Origin of the sequence: Methylobacterium sp. WL1, from assembly GCF_008000895.1 — a bacterium.
In the GTDB taxonomy this organism is placed as follows: Bacteria; Pseudomonadota; Alphaproteobacteria; order Rhizobiales; family Beijerinckiaceae; genus Methylobacterium.
In genome coordinates, this window is record NZ_CP042823.1 from 6,122,319 (window position 1) to 6,140,879 (window position 18,561).

An 18,561-nucleotide genomic window follows, 5' to 3' on the forward strand; every position below is an offset into this window, starting at 1 on the left:
GGGCGCGCGTCACCGGCGCAACTTGCCCGCCCGCAGGCGTCGTCTATGTCCGATTCGGAACCGTCCGAACCCAAGGGCGGCCGGGAGGATTTGAAGACGATGCGTTCGCTGTTCATCGCTGCGCTCTGGGCGGGCGTCGCCCTGCCCGCCCTCGTGGCTCCGGCCCTCGCACAGGGTGCGGCGCCGGCCGAGACCAAGGCCAAGGCCGACGACCTGGAGAAGCTGCAGAACCTCCGCAGCACCGACACCCAGGCCGCCCCCGAGATCCCGCAGACCGGCCGCCGCGCCGATGCGATCCGCAAGACGCTCACCAAGATCAAGCTGCCCGACGGCTTCAAGATCGATCTCTACGCCGTGGTGCCGGATGCCCGCGCCATCGCGGTCGGCCCCAATGCCGGCGTGCTGTTCGTCGGCACCCGCAAGACCAAGGTCTACACGGTCACCGACCGCGACAAGGACCGGGTCGCCGACGAGGTCCGGGCCTTCGCGCCGGGCATCGCGTTCAAGATCCCCAACGGCGTCTGCTTCTCGAAGGACGGCGTGCTCACCATCGTGGAGCAGAATCGGGTGCTCGCCTTCCCGGCCGCCGAGTTCTTCTACGAGAATCCGGACGTCGCCGCCGGCATCCTGGTGAAGGAAGGCGCGCTGATCCCGGCCGGGGAAGAGAGCTTCAATCACACCGCCCGGGTCTGCCGGGTGGGTGCGGACGGCAAGACCTACATTGCGCTCGGCCAGCCCTACAACGTGCCGCCGGCCGAGAAGATGGACCTGTACCGGAAGGCCGGCATCGGCGGCATCATCCGCATCGACGCCGACGGCAAGAACCGCGAGGTTTTTGCGACCGGCATCCGCAATTCGGTGGGCATGGATTTCGCCGCCGACAAGTCGCTCTGGTTCACCGACAACCAGGTCGATGGCATGGGCGACGACAAGCCACCGGGTGAATTGAACCACGCCACCAAGGCGGGCGAGAATTTCGGCTTCCCCTGGTACGGCGGCGGCGCAATCCGCACGGTCGAATACAAGGACCAGACCCCGCCCGCCGACGCGGTCGCCCCGGTCGCCGAATTGCCGCCCCACGCGGCCGATCTCGGCATGGCCTTCTACAACGGCAAGCAGTTCCCGGCCTCGTACAAGGGCGGGATCTTCATCGCCGAGCACGGTTCCTGGAACCGCACCGAGCCGGTGGGCGCCCGGGTGATGTTCGCCCCCATGGGCGCGGACGGGAAGCTCGGCGCGGTCAAGCCGTTCGCGGAAGGCTGGCTGACCGGCGACGGCGAGTATCTCGGCCGCCCGGTGGACGTGGCGGTGATGCTCGACGGCTCGCTGCTGGTCTCGGACGATTCCGCCGGGGCGATCTACCGGATCTCCTACGAGAAGTAGCTTTTTGGGACTTGGCGCCTCGCTCCGTGCGAGGCGCCACCGCCGCAAACAGGCGCAGTCCCCCTCTCCCGCACGGGAGAGGGGGACTGCGCCTGTTCCGTTGACCTTTCGTGAAACCGCCTACCGAGCCCAGCCGATGATCCGCCCGCTTCTCCTTCTCGCCGCTCTGCTCGTCCCGCTCTCGGCCCAGGCCGGCGACGCGGCCCTCGGGCGCAAGAAGGCCAGCGCCTGCCAGACCTGTCACGGGATGGACGGGCTCTCGAAGCTGCCGGAGGCGCCGAACCTCGCCGGCCAGGTCGAGCCCTATCTGGTGAAGGCGCTCAGCGAGTACCGCGACGGCAAGCGGCAGAACGAGATCATGAACGTGGTCGCCAAGGAGTTGTCAGATGCCGACATCGCAAACCTGGCGGCGTATTATGCGGGCATCCAGATCGACGTGCTGCCGCCCAACTAATTAAATGGATTTATCGCTCGAGATTTCTCTTTCTGAGTATATACTTGGTTCAACGACAACGAGGGTTGAGTCAGGCTCTCTTTTTGCTAATTTTGTCGCAGCATCTTCGATTGATCTTAAAGCTAAAGATTTGTTTTTGAAGCTGCCAAACGCATCGAGTTCGATATCTTCAACACCCATTCTTACGTCTTGACCGTCAATTTTAGGTGTCCCCTCAACTATCAACATCATCGCAATTAATCTTCCTCCGCATTGAAAGCCAAGCGGGAATAGAAATTTTGCTATGCTCATAGCGTCTTTTGGGGCACGTGATAGTGTGCAGCTGATGACTGAGTCACTCCGTTCACGATCTCGTAAGAGCGCGAAAAGCCCCGTTCGATTGTTCATTATTTTGACAAATTCATTTCCAGAAAACTTTAAGTAGGGCCTCAGCTCAATAAATGTATAAAAATAATCAATTAGGGAAATGGTTTTATTCAAAGAGGTTTCGTCCCAGTTTGACGAAGCCGTTGAGGAAAATTCTGCTTCGACCGTCTTTCGTCCATGTAAATATATGTGCATATAGCTCGAGCCGAGTGTAGAAATGTACATAAAATTTAACAGATTTTTCAGTCGATCCCAATCCAAATATTTTGATGTATCGGGATCGCAATTCCAATTGTAAAATCCGCGGCTTGGGCTGAAAATGACGGAAAATATATCGTTACTAATGCGAATTCTAAACTTATCTTTATCTATATTTGGAAGGCGCGGTGCTCTGACCTCGCACTCAAATTCAGCCCGGCGTCAGCGATCTTTAGTGATGAATACAACAACGCCGTATTGTTTCTCTGACGGTTCTGCTCGGAGTATAGCTGACGTTGCTTGTTGTAACGGAATCGCAATATCAAATCTTGTCTCCACGACAGAGAAATCTTGTACTTCGAGCTCGTCAATTTCACCAATCATCAAAGAAATAAGTTTATCGTCCGTGTTTATTCCACTTAATGCAAATTTGCCCTTAAAGGCGTTTTCATTGTAGCCGACCGTCTTATTAATCTCGATTTTTCTTTTGATATAGCGTTCTATACTATCTGTGCTGTAAGTTTTGATGGCGGCCCGTAAATCGTCGGGGCTTTGTATCGAAGTTATCTCCAAAATTGAACGGCTGATTGATATTGTCTTTTTTCGTTTGCTGTAGGGCAGTGTTTGATTTTTTCTGAGTGCAGCCAAAATATGTGACACTGCAAGTTTGCCAACATGGGCAAGCTCAAATTTTATTGGTCTCTCCAGTCCACGGTCTAAGCCGAAAGCAAAAAATGTGGGCTTGATTTCTCTTGCCATTCGCTCGGCATTAGACAACTTAATGCATATTGCATTAAACTGTTTTTGCGATGTTTTTACTTGAAAAAAGCACTAATGGCTGGCGGGCGGTGGTCTGCAGATCCAGTAAATGCTGTGTCTAGCGGGAATTGAACGAAAAAATCCCACCCCGCCATATCTTCGTCCGACGAATTGCAGATAAGGCCCGCATCGGAGCAGAGAAGGCTAAAAGATTTTTCTCCACGCGTGCCTCGGTGAGTCATCTGATGGAATGCCTCAATCGTCCATCTTCAGCGCCGCGATGAACGCCTCCTGCGGGATCTCCACGCGCCCGAACTGGCGCATCTTCTTCTTGCCTTCCTTCTGCTTGTCCAACAGCTTGCGCTTGCGCGAGATGTCGCCGCCGTAGCACTTGGCGGTGACGTCCTTGGACAGGGCCTTGATCGTCTCGCGGGCGATGATCTTGCCGCCGATGGCCGCCTGGACCGGGATCTGGAACAGGTGGCGGGGGATCAGGTCCTTCAGCTTCTCGCACATGGCCCGGCCGCGCGATTCGGCGCGGGTGCGGTGGACCAGCATCGACAGGGCGTCCACCGGCTCGGCGTTGACCAGCAGCGACATCTTCACGAGCTCGCCCTCGCGGTAGTCGGAGACGTGGTAGTCGAACGAGGCGTAGCCCTTAGAGATCGATTTCAGCCGGTCGTAGAAATCGAACACCACCTCGTTCAGCGGCAGGTCGTAGACCACCATGGCGCGCTTGCCGACGTAGTTGAGGTCGATCTGGACGCCGCGGCGGTCCTGGCAGAGTTTCAGCACGCCGCCGAGATACTCGTCGGGGGTCAGGATCGTGGCGCGGATCCACGGCTCCTCGATCAGCTCGATCTTCATCACGTCCGGCATGTCGGCCGGGTTGTGCAGCTCCTTGAGCGTGCCGTCGCGCATCTTCAGGCGGTAGACCACCGAGGGCGCGGTGGAGATCAGGTCGAGGTTGAACTCGCGCTCCAGCCGCTCCTGGATGATCTCCAGGTGCAGCAGGCCGAGGAAGCCGCAGCGGAAGCCGAAGCCCAGCGCGGCCGAACTCTCCATCTCGTAGGAGAAGGACGCGTCGTTGAGCCGGAGCCGGCCCATGGCCGCGCGCAGGTTCTCGAACTCGGCGGCGTCCACCGGGAACAGGCCGCAGAACACGACCGCCTGGACTTCCTTGAAGCCCGGCAGCATCGAGGTGGTCTGGCGCTTGTCCTCGGTCAGCGTGTCGCCGACGCGGGTGTCGGCGACCTCCTTGATCGAGCCGGTGAAGAAGCCGACCTCGCCCGGGCCGAGCTCGCCGATCTCGGCCATCTTCGGACGGAACACGCCGATCCGGTCGACGCCGTGGACGGCGTCCGCGCCCATCATCCGGATGGTCATGCCTTTCTTGAGCACGCCGTCGATGATGCGCACCAGCACGACGACGCCGAGATAGGCGTCGTACCAGCTGTCCACCAGCAGGGCCTTGAGCGGCGCGCTCCGGTCGCCCTTGGGCGGCGGCAGGCGGGTCACGATCGCCTCCAACACCGCCTCGATGTTCAGGCCGGTCTTGGCCGAGATCGGCACCGCGTTCGAGGCGTCGAGGCCGATCACCTCCTCGATCTGCTCCTTGACCCGCTCCGGCTCGGCGGCCGGCAGATCGACCTTGTTGAGGACCGGCACGATCTCGTGGTTGGCGTCGAGCGCCTGGTAGACGTTGGCCAGCGTCTGCGCTTCGACGCCTTGGGAGGCATCCACCACCAGCAGCGAGCCCTCGCAGGCGGCGAGCGAGCGCGACACCTCGTAGGCGAAGTCCACGTGGCCGGGCGTGTCCATCAGGTTGAGGATGTAATCCTTGCCGTCCTCGGCCCGGTATTCCAGGCGCACGGTCTGCGCCTTGATGGTGATGCCGCGCTCCTTCTCGATATCCATCGAGTCGAGCATCTGCTCGCTCATGTCGCGCAACGCCACGGTGCCGGTGGCCTGGATCAGCCGATCCGCCAGGGTCGATTTGCCGTGGTCGATATGCGCGACGATCGAGAAGTTGCGGATGTTGTCGATCGGGGTTGTCATCGGCATTCCGTTCGGGCGCGCGACGGCGCGCACCGTCTGACGTCTGGGCGTGTTCGGATGGGTCGGCTCACGCGCGAGATAGCAGTGCCGCGCAGACGCGCCAAGCGCGGGGGCCGACCCGCTGCGACCGGGGGGGCCAGAACGACGAAGCGGGAGCCAGTACGAACCGGCCCCCGCCCGTCGGCAGTGCTCCGCCGATGCCGGCGGCTATGACGAGCGTTCAGCGGCCGCGGTCGCGGATCAGGCGCTCGATCTCGGCCTCGCCGTGGGTCCGGGCCTTCGACTCGGTCGGGTGCTTCCGATCCGAGCGCTGGTGCAGCTTGCCGTGCTTGCGGATGCTCCACTGGAACATCGCGCCGCTTTCGCCGACCGGCTGCACATCGAGGCTGAAGGGATAGGTGTCTGTCTGGATCTCGCTCATCGCGCGGATATGGTGCACCGGGCGGCACTTCGCCATGCCCCGGGGTGATCTCCCGCCCCGATGTCCCCGCTCAGGCCCCGCCGCGCGCCTGCGCCGCCATGGCGACGAGGTGCCTGCGCAGGCCGCCCATGTCGGAGACGCGCTCGGGAAAGACCACCCGCGCCGTCCGGTCGCCGGCCATCAGGTCGAGCCCCTCCGGGTCCAGCCCGCTCAAACGCCACGGCAGCCCAGCCTCCGCACCCGCCGCGGCGGCGTAAAGCGCCAGCGCGTCGGAGTGGTCGGCGTTCATGTGCTCGACCGCCCCGGCCTCGCCAGCGACCACGGCCTCCGCCCCGGTGAGGTCGAGGAGCAATTCTTCGCGGGTCAACGTGGCGGCCTTCGCGAAACCGCCGTTCAGGTGTCCAGACTTCGCGGTCACTGCGAAGAACCCGAAATCCGGAAAGTCGGCGTAGAGCTTGGCCTTCGGATGGCGGGCCAGGAAACGCGCCCGCGCCCGCGCCGCCTCGGTCTGCACGGCGGTGCCGACCACGGTGAGCCGCGGATGCGCCAACGGATCGCCCTTGCCGCCCTGCGAGAACAGCATCGAGCACCGCGGATCCGCCAGCAGGTTGCGGGTGTGGGCCGAGAGCCGCGACAGCAGCATCAGCGGCGTGCCGTCCTGGTCGGTGGCGATCGTCACCAGCGACGCGAACGGCGTCCCCTCCGCATCGAGGGTCGCCAGCGCCCCGGAACGGATGCTTCGCAGCAGCATCCGCGACAACCCGATGGCGTCGAATGGCGCCTCGCCCGCGGGCAGCGGACGGGCCATCTCGCGCTGTTCCGACGCAGTGGTACTCGTCTCGCCCATCCGGTCGCTCCCGTTTTTCACCGCTGCCGCACGCCCGCTACCGTAGCGGCGCACCGCTTCCCGCACGAGCGCCCGGACCCGCGTCAGATCGGCCTTTATGGCCAAGCTATGACCGCCGCTCGCTTTTTCCGATCGGCCGTACTAAAGCACCTGTCCCGTTGCGCGAACCGGGCGGCGCCGAAACCGGCCCGGTTCGCGCTTCCGCCTGCCCCTCGGGGGCCGGGATGGAGCGCGGCCCGCGCGAACAGCCGGGACCGCGCTTGAGCCCGTTCAGTCAGGGATCGCGCATGCCAACCATCGCCCTCGTCGACGACGACCGGAATATCCTGACCTCCGTGTCGATCGCGCTTGAGACCGAAGGCTATCGCATCCAGACCTACACCGACGGCGCCTCCGCCCTCGACGGTCTGCGGCACTCCCCGCCGGACCTCGCGATCTTCGACATCAAGATGCCGCGCATGGACGGGATGGAGCTTCTCCGCCGCCTGCGGCAGAAATCCGACCTCCCGGTGATCTTCCTGACCTCGAAGGACGAGGAGATCGACGAGCTGTTCGGTCTCAAGATGGGCGCGGACGACTTCATCCATAAGCCGTTCTCGCAGCGCCTTCTGGTGGAGCGCGTGAAGGCGGTGCTGCGCCGCTTCGCCAAGGAGCCGGCGGGCGCCACCCCACGGGGCGAGGCCGAGGTCGCGGCCCGCTCGCTGGAGCGCGGCTCGCTGATGATGGATCCGGAGCGCCACACCTGCACCTGGAAGGGTGAGCCGGTGACCCTCACGGTCACGGAATTCCTGATCCTGCAGGCGCTGGCCCACCGCCCGGGCGTCGTGAAGAGCCGCAACGCCCTCATGGATGCCGCCTACGACGACCAGGTCTACGTCGACGACCGCACCATCGACAGCCACATCAAACGCCTGCGCAAGAAGTTCAAAGTGACCGACCAGGCCTTCGACATGATCGAGACGCTGTACGGCGTCGGCTACCGGTTCAAGGAGGCGTGATCTAAAAGGATCCGCCACGTGACCGGCCAGACCCCCGCCCAAGCCGAGGACGCCCCACCGCGCCCCTCGTTCACCCAGCTCCTGTCCCGACCGCTGACCTGGCCGCGCGCCCTCTGGGACGCGATCGGCCAGCGCGCGTCGTCAAGCCTGACGCGTCGCATCGTCGTGCTCAACCTCGTCGGGTTGATCGCGCTGCTCGTCGGGTTCCTCTACCTCAATCAGTTCCGGCAGGGCCTGATCCAGGCCCGGATCCAGAGCCTGGCGATCCAGGGCGAGATCATCGCGGGCGCCATCGCGGCCTCCGCGTCGGTCGACACCGACACCATCCAGATCGACCCCGACAAGCTGCTCCAGCAGCAGGCTGGGGAACCCACCGAGGAGGAATCGCAGCCTCTGGCCTTCTCGCTCAACCCCGAGAAGGTGGCGCCGCTGCTATCCCGCCTGGTCACCCCCACGGGCAATCGTGCCCGGGTCTATGACCAGGAGGGCGGCCTGCTGTTCGACACCCGGACCCTGTTCAAGCGCGGGGATGCCGGCCGCAACGACACGATCGCGGCAAAGCCCCACAAAGCGGGCATGCTGGAATCCGCTTTCCAGGCGGTCCAGACTAAGCTCAGCGCCCTCATCGGCGGCCGAGGCGCTCAACCCGAGGAGACGGGGCCGGTGAACGGCCATTCGCTCCGCGAGGTCCAGGCGGCGCTCACCGGCAATCGCGGCAGCCTGGTCCGCCGCAACGCCCTGGGCGAGACCACCGTCTCGGTGGCCGTGCCGATCCACCGTGCCGGCTCTGTGCGAGGCGCGCTCCTGATCTCCACGCAAGGGGACGCCATCGACCGGGTGATCGCCTCGGAGCGCTTCGGTCTCCTGCAGGTGTTCCTGGTCGCCTCGGCTGTCATGGTGGTGCTCTCGGCGTTGCTGGCCGGCGCCATCGCAGGGCCGGTCCGGCGGCTGGCCGAGGCTGCCGAAAAGGTCCGCATGGGGATCAAGACCCGCGAAGAGATCCCCGACTTTACCCAGCGCACGGACGAGATCGGCCACCTTTCCGGGGCCCTGCGGGACATGACCCAGGCGCTCTACCGGCGCATCGACGCCATCGAAAGCTTCGCCGCCGATGTCAGCCATGAGCTGAAGAACCCGCTGACGTCCCTGCGCAGCGCGGTCGAGACGCTGCCGCTGGCGAAGTCCGATGATTCGCGCGGCCGCCTGATGGCGATCATCCAGCACGATGTGAAGCGCCTCGACCGGCTGATCAGCGACATCGCCGACGCTTCGCGGCTCGACGCCGAACTTGCCCGCGCAGAGGCACGCCGGGTCGATCTCAAGAAGCTGCTGTCCACGGTCGTCTCGGTGGCGAACGAGCGGAGACGCCCGAAAGATTGCCTGATCCAGCTCGACGTCGAGCCAATCGCCGATCAGGATGCACCCTTCACGGTGATCGGCCACGACAGCCGGCTTGGTCAGGTCGTCAACAACCTTCTCGACAATGCCCGCTCGTTCTCGCCCACCGAGGCGAAGGTCCGGGTGGCCCTGTGCCGGGTCCGCGGCGAGGTCGAGCTGGTTTGCGAGGACGAGGGACCCGGCATTCCGGAGCACGCCCTGGAGCGCATCTTCGAGCGCTTCTACACCGATCGGCCCGAGCAGGGGTTCGGGCAGAATTCGGGGCTCGGGCTGTCGATCTCGCGCCAGATCGTTCAGGCCCACCGTGGGACGATCCGAGCCGAGAACCGACCCGGTGCACCGGACGAGGACGGCGAGCCCACGGTGCGCGGCGCCCGCTTCACCGTTCGCCTCCCGGCCGCACCGCGGCAGCTCCACGCCTGATGACGACCCTCCACGCTTCCTGCGTGACCTTGGGTGGGGCCGGCATCCTGATTCGCGGTCCGTCCGGCTCTGGAAAGTCGAGCTTGGCGGTTCTCATCGCCGCGGAGGCGGATGGGGCCTTCGTGGCAGACGACCGGGTGGTGTGCGACCGACGGGCCGATACGCTTGTCGCCCGGTCCCATGAGGTATCGGCGGGACAGGTCGAGATCCGAGGGCAGGGCATTCTATCGGCAGCGGACCTTGGATTGCTGCTCAGCTACGAGGCGCATCTACGCCTCTCGGTCGATCTCGTTGACGAACAACCTCGGTTGCCCGATCCACCGGGCGATGCCCACATTCTCGAGGTGCCGTTACCGCGCTTGGTCCTCGACGCCGCAGTGCGACGGGCGGGATTATCGATGTTGCTGATTCGTGCCGCGCTGCGAAAGTCCAGTCCGTGACTTCGCAGCCGCACAGGTCATCGATTCGCGTCACGGTGGTGAGACCCCATGGCGCCGAAGGGGCCCGCGTGGCATGATCGTTCTAATGTCCGAGCAAAAACGTCGCGATCGCCTTGTTGGGACCTGTGCATTGCACAACATGGCGGCAGACAGAGGACGTTGGAACACGTGTCGATGATTGGCATGGTGCTCGTCACTCACGGGCTGCTGGCGACCGAATTCAAGGCCGCTCTGGAGCACGTGGTCGGCCCGCAGGATCAGATCGAGACGATCACGATCGGGCCGGAAGACGATATGGAATTGCGGCGCCGGGACATCATGTCGGCGGTCTGCCGCGTGAACACCGGCGACGGTGTGGTGGTGCTCACCGACATGTTCGGTGGCACGCCCTCGAACCTTGCGCTCTCGTGTATGAACGGCGGCTCGGTCGAGGTGGTGGCGGGGATCAACCTGCCGATGCTGATCAAGTTAGCGAGCGTCCGTGACGAGGAAAACCTCAGCGACGCCGTCCTTCACGCCCAGGAAGCCGGGCGCAAATACATCAACGTCGCCTCCCGCGTCCTGGCCGGGAAATAAAGCTCTTCAGCCGTCGAGGACTACGGCCGTTGTGGCAGGCTGGCGGCTCGTCGCGGTGATGCCCGCCGAGGCAAGAATCACCAGCCCGATGGCCAGCCACTGAACGATGCCGAGCCGCTCGCCCAACAGAGCGAAGCCCACGCAGGCGGCCACGGCAGGCTCCAGGCTCATCAGAACGCCGAAACGTTTCCGATCCAGGCGGCGCAGCGCGAACATCTCGAGCGAGTAGGGCAGGGCGCTGGACATGAGCGCTACCGTGAGACCGGCGACCAGGATACCGGGGGCGAACAGGTCAAGACCGGCTTCCGTCAGCCCGAATGGTGCTGCGACCACCGCCGCGACCAGCATGCCTAGCGAGACTGCCTGACCGCCGTCGATCCGTCCCGCACGTTGGCCGAACAGGATGTAGAGCGCCCAGGCCAGAGCCGCCCCGAGCGCCAGGACGACGCCGAGCGGGTCCAAGGAGCTCGTCGATGCGACCGGCAGGAGCAGGCCGAGTCCCAGTACCGCGACCCCGATCCACAGGAAGTCAGACCTGCGACGGGACGCGATCAGCGCAATGGCGAGCGGCCCTGCGAACTCGATCGCCACCGCCGGCCCGAGCGGCAAACGGGCGATGGCCAGGTAGAACAGGACGTTCATCAGCCCCAGGCTGATCCCGTAGAGCGCGATCCATCCGGCATCGCGCCCCGACAGGCTGCGCCGCCACGGACGCCAGACCGCGATCAGCATCACGGCCGAGAAGCCGACTCGCAGAGACGCCGTCCCGGCCGCTCCGACGACGGGGAACAGGCTCTTGGCGACCGTGGCTCCGAACTGGAGGGAGATCATCCCGGCCACCAGCGCGATGACGGGGAGGAGAGCCGCATCCGGCCGCCACCCCGAGCGCGTGATCACAGGATGAATCGGCTCAGGTCCGCGTTGGCAGCCAGATCCTCGACCCGGGCACGGACATAGGCGGCGTCGATCGGCACGGTCTCTCCGGACCGGTCGGTGGCGGTGAAGGAGATCTCATCGATCACCCGCTCCAGAACGGTCTGCAGGCGGCGGGCGCCGATGTTCTCGACCGACGAATTCACCTCGACGGCGACTCGGGCCAGCGCGTCCACGGCGTCGTCGGTGAACGTGAGGGTCACGCCCTCCGTCTCCATCAGCGCCACCGTCTGCTTGAGCAGGCTCGCTTCCGTGGACGTCAGGATCTGGCGGAAGTCGTCCACCGTCAGCGGCTGCAGCTCGACCCGGATCGGCAGACGGCCCTGGAGTTCCGGCAGGAGGTCGGAGGGCTTCGAGACATGGAACGCGCCCGAGGCGATGAACAGCACGTGGTCGGTCTTCACCGGGCCGTGCTTCGTCGCGACCGTCGTACCCTCGATCAGGGGCAGCAGGTCGCGCTGTACGCCTTCGCGGGAGACGTCCCCGGAGGAGCGGCCCTCACGGGTGCAGATCTTGTCGATCTCATCGAGGAAGACGATGCCGTTGTTCTCGACTTCGCGGATCGCGTCGCGGATCAGCGCGTCGTCGTCGACCAGCTTGTCGGATTCCTCGGCCAGCAGCGGCGCGTAGGCATCTCGAACCAGGATACGGCGCGGCTTGCCGCGCTGCCCGCCCAGCGCCTTGCCGAGCACGTCCCCGATGTTGATCGCCCCCATGGAGGCCCCCGGCATGCCGGGGATCTCGAACATCGGCAGACCCGACGGGGCACCCGAGGCCAGCTCCAGCTCGACTTCCTTGTCGTCGAGTTCGCTGTCACGCAGCTTGCGCCGGAAGCTGTCGCGGGTCGCCTGGCTGGCGGTGGGCCCGACCAGGGCGTCGAGGATCCGATTCTCGGCCGCCGCCTCTGCCTTGGCTTTGACGGTCTCGCGCTTCGCCTGTCGGGTCAGGCCGATCGCCACCTCCACGAGATCGCGGATGATCTGCTCGACGTCACGGCCGACATAGCCGACCTCGGTGAATTTGGTGGCCTCGATCTTCAGGAACGGGGCATTGGCCAGCCTGGCGAGGCGGCGGGCGATCTCGGTCTTGCCGCAGCCGGTCGGCCCGATCATCAGGATGTTCTTGGGCGCGACCTCCTCACGAAGCGGCCCCGTGAGCTGCTGGCGACGCCAGCGATTGCGGAGCGCGATCGCGACGGCGCGCTTGGCGTCGTGCTGCCCGACGATGAAGCGATCGAGTTCGGACACGATCTCGCGGGGAGAGAACGTCGTCAACGCTGTGCCATCCTTGTTGTCCCGGCCTGGCCGACGCAACCGCAGGCCTGGGCCGGGAATGGGGTCGCGGCGCGCGCGACGCAAGAGGCGGCGCCCGGCCTCAGACGTGCGTCGCCCCGTCTCAGTGACCCGCCAGCGAGGGTGCGGCGTCGGGCTTGTCGTGCTTGCCGAAGCGTTCGACCAGCGTCGCGCTCGCTGCATTCAGGCCGATGACGTCGACGATCCGCCCACGGGTGCGGGCCTTCAGGACCACACGGTCAAGCGCGGCCACCGCCGAGATGTCCCAGAAATGCGCGTCCTGCAGGTCGATGACGAGTCGGTCCACCGGCTCCAGCACGTCGATCGCCTCCGAGAAGGTGCCGGCCGAGGCGAAGAAGACCTGCCCGGCCACCCGATAGGTCCGGGTCCGGCCGTCTTCCGAGAGCGTGGAGGTCACCTGGCTCAGCCGCGAGACCTTGCCGGCGAAGAACACGCCGGAGAGGAGCACGCCGGCGAGCACACCCTGCGCCAGATCCTTGGTGGCGACCACGACCAGGACGGTCGCCAGCATCACGGCCGAGGACGGCAGCGGGTTCGTGCGCAGCTGCGCCAGCGACCGCCAGGAGAAGGTGTTCAGCGAGACCATGATCATCACCGCCGTCAGCGCCGCGACCGGCACGACGGCCAGTAGGTCCTGAAGGGCCACCAGGAGCAGCAGCAGGAAGGCGCCCGCCACCAGCGTGGACAGGCGGCCCCGAGCTCCCGAAGTGACGTTGATCACCGACTGCCCGATCATCGCGCAGCCGCCCATGCCGCCGAACACCGCGGAGGCCATGTTGGCGACGCCCTGGCCCATGCATTCCCGGTTCTTGTCGCTGGCGGTGTCGGTCATGTCGTCGACGATCTGCGCGGTGAGCAGGCTTTCCAGCAGGCCGACGGCGGCGAGCGTCGCCGCGTAGGGCAGCAGGATGCGCAGGGTCTCGAAGGTCAGCGGCACGTCCGGCAGCGCGAAGCTCGGCAGCGTCGAGGGCAGAGCGCCCAGATGCGAGACGGTGCGCACGTCGAGGTGGAAGATCGCCGTCACTGCGGTCAGCACCGCGATCGCCACGAGGGGCGAGGGGACGGCCCGGGTGATCCGCGGGAAACCGTAGATGATCGCGAGGCCCAAGGCGATCAATCCGTAGGTCGCCGGCGTAACGCCCGTAAGCTCGGGCATTTGCGCCAGGAAGATCAGGATCGCCAGCGCGTTGACGAAGCCGGTCATGACCGATTGCGAGACGAACCGCATCAGCCGGCCGAGTCTGAGCAGGCCGGCGAGGATCTGGATCACGCCCATCAGGACGGTGGCGGCGAACAGGTATTGAACCCCGTGCTCGCGCACGAGATCGACCATCACCACCGCGGTCGCGGCGGTCGCGGCCGAGATCATGGCCGGCCGCCCCCCCGCGAAGGCGATCGTGCAGGCGATGACCACCGAGGCGTAGAGCCCGACCTTGGGATCGACCCCGGCGATGACCGAGAAGCCGATCGCCTCCGGGATCAGCGCCAGGGCGACGACGACGCCCGACAGGGTATCGCCGCGGATATTGGACACCCACGACCCGAGAGGGCCGCCGGTTCCGGATGAACTGCGTTGCATGGTGATGAGAATCCGCACGAGACGCGCGTCCGCTCGAACGGCGGATCAACGGGCGTCTCGGATGCGTGGTCCGGCGGATCGGCGGCCGGAAGAGCCACCCGGGCTTTCACCGGGTCCTTGCGAATGGCACGACCCTACGGGGCATCGCACTGCGATGCAACATTCAGGCGGCGTCAGGCCGCCCGCACCTGCGCTACGAAACCCGCGACCTCGTTCCCCAGGCCATCCGAACGGCGGGCGATGTCGGCCGCCGCATCGAGTACCCTGCCGGCGCTGGCGCCGGTCTCGTGGGCGGCGTCCAACACCATCGACATGGTCTCGGTCACGGCGCGGGTGCCGCTGGCAGCCTCGGCGATGCTGCGGGCAATCTCCTGGGTGGCGACCTGCTGTTGCTCGACGGCCGCCGCCACGCCCAGCGCGATGCCGTGGACCTGCTCGATCGTGCCGCCGATCTCTTCGATGGCCAAGACGGCCGCATGGGTCGCCGCACGCATCGCGTCGATCTGGCCGGCGATCTCGTCCGTAGCCCTGGCGGTCTGAGTCGCCAGCGCCTTCACCTCGGTGGCGACCACGGCGAAACCACGCCCCGACTCGCCGGCCCGGGCCGCCTCGATCGTCGCGTTGAGGGCGAGCAGATTGGTCTGTCCCGCGATGGTCGAGATCAGCGATACGACCCGCCCGATGCCGTCGGCACTTCGTGCAAGCGCCTGGACACTGGCGCGGGTCCGTTTGGCGGCCTCGACGGCGCCAGCGGCAGCGTCGGACGTCTGTGAAACCTGAACGCCGATCTCACTCGCGGTGGCGGCGAGTTCCTCCGTGGCGGCGGCGACCGCCTCGACATTGTGCGCGGTGGTCTCGGCGGCGCGGGTCACGACGCGCGACTGCTCGTCGGTGCGCTCGGCATTGCCCGCCATGGCGGCAGCGGCGCGTTCCATGCCGGTGGCGGCGCCGACGAGGTGGTGAACCAAGCCGCCGATGCTGCCCTCGAACTGGTCTGCAAGCCCGACCATCTCGGTGCGCTTGCGGGTCACCGCCTCCGCGCCCAAGCGCTCGCGCTCCTGCCGCAGACCGTCGGCTTCCCGCATCGTCCCCGCGAAGACCTGCATACTGGCCCAAATCGCCCCGATCTCGTCGCGACGCGGATGCACATCCGGCAGCGTGTGGTCGCCCCGCGACAGGCGTTGGATCGCCTCGGACACGGCCCGGAGCGGCCGGGCGATCTGGCGCTGGCCGACTAGGAGGCCGAGCCCGCAGCACGCCACTGTGCCGAGCAGCGCCAGCGCGAACACCAGGAGCGTCCGCGCCTGGAAGAGGTCGCGGGTCTCGGCCTTGACCGCGGCCATCTCGGCCCGGCCGCCCATGACCAGGGCATCGATGCTCGCCTGGAACGCCCTGCGGTTGGACTGGTTGGCCTCGTTGAAGCCCAAATCGGCGGCGGCGCGGGGACCGGCTTCCACGCCGGCGGTGGCCAGCGCAGCCCGCAAGGTCCGGAAGGCGTCGGCGTTCCGCGCCATTGCGTCGAAGAGCGGGCGTTCCTGCTCCGTCACCCGGGGCGCCCAGTCGGCCCGCAGGACATCCATTGCCGCCAAGCCCTTGCGGATGCCGGCGGCGTATTTCGTAGCCTCGGTCCGGTCGGCCGAGGCGTAGACGCCGCGGGAGTCCATTGTCACCTCGGCAACGAGGCGGTTGAAGTTTGCGGCATTCAGCGCGCGGACCGAGGCATCCTCGACCTGTGTCAGTGCGTGCTCGAAGCGCTGCAGGGTCGCGACGCTGATGCCCGCGACGACGAGCGTCGTCAGGCTGCAGGCTGCGACGAAGCCCAGGATCTTGCCACCGATCTTCATGCCGTTTCCACCCAGGGCTTTGCGGAACGATTGTGCCGGTGACGAATCAAAGCTCCGTTAAGGTGCAGTCTGCTGGCAAGCTGATGCGATTCGAATCGCCGGTCCGCGTGGTCATTCGACCGGCAGATCGGCATCTTATCCTGTTCAATAAACGTCGAAAATCGTCTCGCCCCTCGTCGCACCAGCCTACTTCACCGCAACCAGGCGATCATACCTCGGGCGCATGAACCTTCTGCATCACGCCTGATCGAGGGCCTCGATAACCAGGTTGCCGTTGGTGTAGACGCAAATCTCAGCGGCGATCGTCAGGGCTTTACGCACGATCGCTTCCGCGTCGAGATCGCTATCCTCGAGGGCGCGGGCGGCTGCCAGGGCGTAGTTTCCGCCCGAACCGATCGCCATGACGCCGGTTTCCGGCTCCAGCACGTCTCCGGAACCCGAGAGCAACAGGCTGACGTCGCGATCAGCCACCACCATCATCGCTTCGAGGCGGCGGAGGTAGCGGTCGGTACGCCAATCCTTGGTGAGTTCGACGCAGGCGCGCGTCAGCTGGCCGGGATACTGCTCCAGCTTGGCTTCGAGGCGCTCGAACAGCGTGAAGGCATCGGCGGTCGCCCCGGCGAAGCCCCCGATCACCGCGCCCTTGGCGAGGCGTCGCACCTTGCGGGCGTTTCCTTTGACGATGGTTTGGCCAAGGCTGACCTGCCCGTCGCCCCCAACCACGACGCGCCCGCCCTTGCGGACCATCAGGATCGTGGTGGCGTGCATCTGGGGCACGGAGCCCCGGTCGTCGTACCTGAATGCGTCCTGGCTCAAAGTTCGGCTCCGATCTCGGTCCGCGCCGAGATGGGGAGCTTTATCGGCCGCGTCCAGCCATCGGACGTCCGCCCCGACGATAGGACGTTCGCTTCCGTCGTGTCGGGGGCCTTGCGACGGTGCGGAGCTCTACTCCGCGACCGCCTCGGCGGTCTGCACGGGACCGGCGTCGTGCAGGATCGATTCGGCCGCCGCCTGAGCCAGCAGGGCGTAGCCACCATCGGCCATGTGGAGGCCGTCTGAGGCGAAGAGCTGCTTGGCGGTGAGCTTCCCCTCGCGGACCCAGCCGTGCATCAGGTCGGCCCGACGGATGACCGGCACGTCGAGTTCCGTCCCGATCGCCCGCACCGCATCCCGGAACCGGGACGAGCCGGGTGTCGAATCCAGTTTCGGACACCATTGCGGTTCCATCAGCACCACGTCGATGCCGGCTTCCCGAATCCGACGGATCGCGACGGCGGTCGCCTCGTGGAAATGCTCGATGGAGACGCCGCGCAGCGGATCGTTGCTGCCGGTCTGCCAGATGACGAGCTGCGGCTCGGCCGCGATCACGTCGCGGTCCAGGCGCTTCAGCATGTCGTCGACATGCTCGCCGCCGATGCCGCGATTGATGACGGCGACCTCCATGCCGCGGAGCTTCTTGCGCAGGTTGACCTGCAAGCGGGCCGGATAAGCGTTGGCCGGGCTCGAGGCACCGATGCCCTCGGTCGAAGACGACCCGAACGCGACGATCTTGAGCGGCGCGCCGATGGCGATCTGCCGTGCGACGTGTGGGAGATCCGGACTGTCGCTCAGGTCGATGCCGAGCATGTCCAATGAATCAGGCAGGAGATCCGCGTAGGCGAGAACCGCGGTGGGGACCAACAGCAGGCCGCACAGAACCAATACATCCCGCCAGCGCTTTCGGCGCAGCTTAGCGGGCGTGACGGATGTCAGGTTCTGGGACACGGGACCGATTGCTCCGCCACTCGTCAATGACCGATACAATCTGACACAGGCACTTGAAAAGAGCGGTTCCGTACGCGCCTTTAAGATGATGTGAATTCGTAACACAAAATTAAATGCGAGACGTCGCCGGACCCGAGCCGGCCGGCGTCTCGCCTCTGCGCGACCGGCGTCAACCAGCCGGCGGGGACAGCACGAGTTTGCCCACGAAGGGTGCATTGCGCTTGTTGTTCGCGGTGCAGGCGTAGCTGTGCTCCCCGGCGTCGAGGGTGCGCAGTTTCAGAGTGCCGCGGCCGTTGGCTTTGACGGTGTAGCCCTTCTCGCTCATTACATGGACGAGGTCGCCGTCGGCGTGCAGCAGGTGTCCCTGTTCGAACTGTCCGGGTGCCGTGAGTGTCACTGGGACATTGGCCTCGCTCACCACCTTCAGCACCACGTCGGTGTTGGCGGGCAGGCGCAGATCGGCCGGCGCGCAGACCGGTTTGTCATCCTGAAGCGTGATGGTCAGCTCGACGGGCGGCATCACCGCGCTGGCGGGTTTGCCGAGCTGCGGGTTGTCCTCGGCGTCGGCTGGACCGGCGAGAAGGCTAGCCAGGGCAGCAGCGATTAGGATCTTCTGCAAGGTCTTGGTTCTCCGCCTCGACCCGCAGCCGGAGCATCGTCCCGAGGGCCAGGCGCCGGCTCTCGCAGGAAGACGACGCTCCGTTCCATCCAGTGATCCTCGCACTGTATTAAATATTCACAGCGAGGATCAAAGCGCGCGGGTCTCTCGCCGGTAATGAGATGAAGGAGCCTGGGTTCCGGTGCGCG

The 18,561-nt window shown here is 65.5% G+C and carries 18 protein-coding genes and 1 other annotated feature; of the genes, 6 read left to right on the forward strand and 12 right to left on the reverse strand.

Translation table 11 applies throughout. The annotated features are described in order from the left end of the window. Window positions 1-99 precede the first annotated feature (99 nt). Window positions 100-1,383 (forward strand): PQQ-dependent sugar dehydrogenase, encoded by a 1,284-nt coding sequence (locus tag FVA80_RS29785; RefSeq protein WP_147905827.1) that lies wholly within the window; start codon window positions 100-102, stop codon window positions 1,381-1,383. Between the two features lie 136 nt (window positions 1,384-1,519). Next, window positions 1,520-1,837 carry a cytochrome c gene (locus FVA80_RS29790; protein WP_147905826.1) on the forward strand — a complete coding sequence of 106 codons (318 nt, stop codon included), beginning with the start codon at window positions 1,520-1,522 and terminating at the stop codon, window positions 1,835-1,837. On the opposite strand, the gene FVA80_RS29795 is transcribed toward FVA80_RS29790, so the two are convergent. From FVA80_RS29795 to FVA80_RS29815, 5 genes are all read right to left on the reverse strand, one after another. Next, window positions 1,838-2,317: a hypothetical protein gene (locus FVA80_RS29795; protein WP_147905825.1), complete on the reverse strand. Its 480-nt coding sequence runs from the start codon at window positions 2,315-2,317 to the stop codon at window positions 1,838-1,840. A gap of 306 nt (window positions 2,318-2,623) precedes the next feature. Further along, window positions 2,624-3,160: a hypothetical protein gene (locus tag FVA80_RS29800; protein WP_147905824.1), complete on the reverse strand. Its 537-nt coding sequence runs from the start codon at window positions 3,158-3,160 to the stop codon at window positions 2,624-2,626. A 255-nt stretch (window positions 3,161-3,415) separates the two neighbouring features. After that, a complete protein-coding gene (gene lepA, locus FVA80_RS29805) occupies window positions 3,416-5,218 on the reverse strand; it encodes a translation elongation factor 4 (protein ID WP_147905823.1) in 1,803 nt (600 codons plus the stop codon). 220 nt (window positions 5,219-5,438) lie between these two features. Further along, window positions 5,439-5,675, reverse strand: a complete 237-nt coding sequence (locus FVA80_RS29810) for a hypothetical protein (protein ID WP_246692206.1) — start codon at window positions 5,673-5,675, stop codon at window positions 5,439-5,441. A 34-nt stretch (window positions 5,676-5,709) separates the two neighbouring features. Continuing rightward, on the reverse strand, window positions 5,710-6,486 hold the full coding sequence (locus FVA80_RS29815; protein ID WP_147957918.1) for a DUF2470 domain-containing protein: 777 nt from the start codon (window positions 6,484-6,486) through the stop codon (window positions 5,710-5,712). A gap of 287 nt (window positions 6,487-6,773) precedes the next feature. Here FVA80_RS29815 and FVA80_RS29820 point away from each other — a divergent pair, with 287 nt between their 5' ends. From FVA80_RS29820 to FVA80_RS29835, 4 genes are all read left to right on the forward strand, one after another. After that, the gene (locus FVA80_RS29820; RefSeq protein ID WP_147907053.1) at window positions 6,774-7,484 is read left to right on the forward strand and encodes a response regulator transcription factor; all 711 of its coding nucleotides are present in this window, start codon (window positions 6,774-6,776) and stop codon (window positions 7,482-7,484) included. A gap of 81 nt (window positions 7,485-7,565) precedes the next feature. After that, entirely contained in the window at window positions 7,566-9,305 is a 1,740-nt protein-coding gene (locus FVA80_RS29825; protein ID WP_246692480.1) for a sensor histidine kinase, read from the forward strand. Further along, the gene (locus FVA80_RS29830; RefSeq protein ID WP_147907055.1) at window positions 9,305-9,745 is read left to right on the forward strand and encodes an HPr kinase/phosphatase C-terminal domain-containing protein; all 441 of its coding nucleotides are present in this window, start codon (window positions 9,305-9,307) and stop codon (window positions 9,743-9,745) included. The genes FVA80_RS29825 and FVA80_RS29830 overlap by 1 nt, the downstream gene beginning before the upstream one ends. A gap of 174 nt (window positions 9,746-9,919) precedes the next feature. Then, complete coding sequence (locus FVA80_RS29835; protein WP_147853550.1) at window positions 9,920-10,321, forward strand: PTS sugar transporter subunit IIA; 402 nt, start codon at window positions 9,920-9,922, stop codon at window positions 10,319-10,321. Between the two features lie 6 nt (window positions 10,322-10,327). Here the strand turns inward: FVA80_RS29835 and FVA80_RS29840 are convergent, their stop codons facing one another. From FVA80_RS29840 to FVA80_RS29870, 7 genes are all read right to left on the reverse strand, one after another. After that, window positions 10,328-11,152, reverse strand: a complete 825-nt coding sequence (locus tag FVA80_RS29840) for a DMT family transporter (protein WP_147907127.1) — start codon at window positions 11,150-11,152, stop codon at window positions 10,328-10,330. A 62-nt stretch (window positions 11,153-11,214) separates the two neighbouring features. Further along, entirely contained in the window at window positions 11,215-12,528 is a 1,314-nt protein-coding gene (gene hslU, locus FVA80_RS29845) for an ATP-dependent protease ATPase subunit HslU (protein WP_147907056.1), read from the reverse strand. 121 nt (window positions 12,529-12,649) lie between these two features. Continuing rightward, a complete protein-coding gene (locus FVA80_RS29850) occupies window positions 12,650-14,146 on the reverse strand; it encodes a SulP family inorganic anion transporter (RefSeq protein ID WP_147907057.1) in 1,497 nt (498 codons plus the stop codon). 64 nt (window positions 14,147-14,210) lie between these two features. Further along, window positions 14,211-14,266: a sequence feature (sul1 is cis-regulatory element that is thought to sense ions involved in sulfur or methionine metabolism; They are found in Alphaproteobacteria), on the reverse strand. Between the two features lie 53 nt (window positions 14,267-14,319). After that, entirely contained in the window at window positions 14,320-15,990 is a 1,671-nt protein-coding gene (locus tag FVA80_RS29855; RefSeq protein WP_147907058.1) for a methyl-accepting chemotaxis protein, read from the reverse strand. A 237-nt stretch (window positions 15,991-16,227) separates the two neighbouring features. After that, window positions 16,228-16,758, reverse strand: a complete 531-nt coding sequence (gene hslV / locus FVA80_RS29860; RefSeq protein ID WP_147907059.1) for an ATP-dependent protease subunit HslV — start codon at window positions 16,756-16,758, stop codon at window positions 16,228-16,230. A 177-nt stretch (window positions 16,759-16,935) separates the two neighbouring features. Further along, window positions 16,936-17,754 (reverse strand): SGNH/GDSL hydrolase family protein, encoded by an 819-nt coding sequence (locus FVA80_RS29865; RefSeq protein ID WP_147907060.1) that lies wholly within the window; start codon window positions 17,752-17,754, stop codon window positions 16,936-16,938. Between the two features lie 169 nt (window positions 17,755-17,923). Continuing rightward, window positions 17,924-18,373: an anaerobic typically selenocysteine-containing protein gene (locus FVA80_RS29870; RefSeq protein ID WP_147907061.1), complete on the reverse strand. Its 450-nt coding sequence runs from the start codon at window positions 18,371-18,373 to the stop codon at window positions 17,924-17,926. Between the last annotated feature and the right edge of the window lie 188 nt (window positions 18,374-18,561).

Excerpts from the sequence above, each read along its gene's own strand:
- FVA80_RS29785 (WP_147905827.1), top strand. The coding sequence starts at position 100 with ATGCGTTCGCTGTTCATCGCTGCGCTCTGGGCGGGCGTCGCCCTGCCC.
- FVA80_RS29855 (WP_147907058.1), bottom strand. The coding sequence starts at position 15,990 with ATGAAGATCGGTGGCAAGATCCTGGGCTTCGTCGCAGCCTGCAGCCTG.
- FVA80_RS29815 (WP_147957918.1), bottom strand. The coding sequence starts at position 6,486 with ATGGGCGAGACGAGTACCACTGCGTCGGAACAGCGCGAGATGGCCCGT.
- FVA80_RS29810 (WP_246692206.1), bottom strand. The coding sequence starts at position 5,675 with ATGGCGAAGTGCCGCCCGGTGCACCATATCCGCGCGATGAGCGAGATC.
- FVA80_RS29820 (WP_147907053.1), top strand. The coding sequence starts at position 6,774 with ATGCCAACCATCGCCCTCGTCGACGACGACCGGAATATCCTGACCTCC.
- FVA80_RS29840 (WP_147907127.1), bottom strand. The coding sequence starts at position 11,152 with ATGATCTCCCTCCAGTTCGGAGCCACGGTCGCCAAGAGCCTGTTCCCC.
- FVA80_RS29850 (WP_147907057.1), bottom strand. The coding sequence starts at position 14,146 with ATGCAACGCAGTTCATCCGGAACCGGCGGCCCTCTCGGGTCGTGGGTG.
- hslV (WP_147907059.1), bottom strand. The coding sequence starts at position 16,758 with ATGCACGCCACCACGATCCTGATGGTCCGCAAGGGCGGGCGCGTCGTG.
- FVA80_RS29800 (WP_147905824.1), bottom strand. The coding sequence starts at position 3,160 with ATGGCAAGAGAAATCAAGCCCACATTTTTTGCTTTCGGCTTAGACCGT.
- FVA80_RS29835 (WP_147853550.1), top strand. The coding sequence starts at position 9,920 with ATGATTGGCATGGTGCTCGTCACTCACGGGCTGCTGGCGACCGAATTC.
- FVA80_RS29790 (WP_147905826.1), top strand. The coding sequence starts at position 1,520 with ATGATCCGCCCGCTTCTCCTTCTCGCCGCTCTGCTCGTCCCGCTCTCG.
- lepA (WP_147905823.1), bottom strand. The coding sequence starts at position 5,218 with ATGACAACCCCGATCGACAACATCCGCAACTTCTCGATCGTCGCGCAT.
- FVA80_RS29830 (WP_147907055.1), top strand. The coding sequence starts at position 9,305 with ATGACGACCCTCCACGCTTCCTGCGTGACCTTGGGTGGGGCCGGCATC.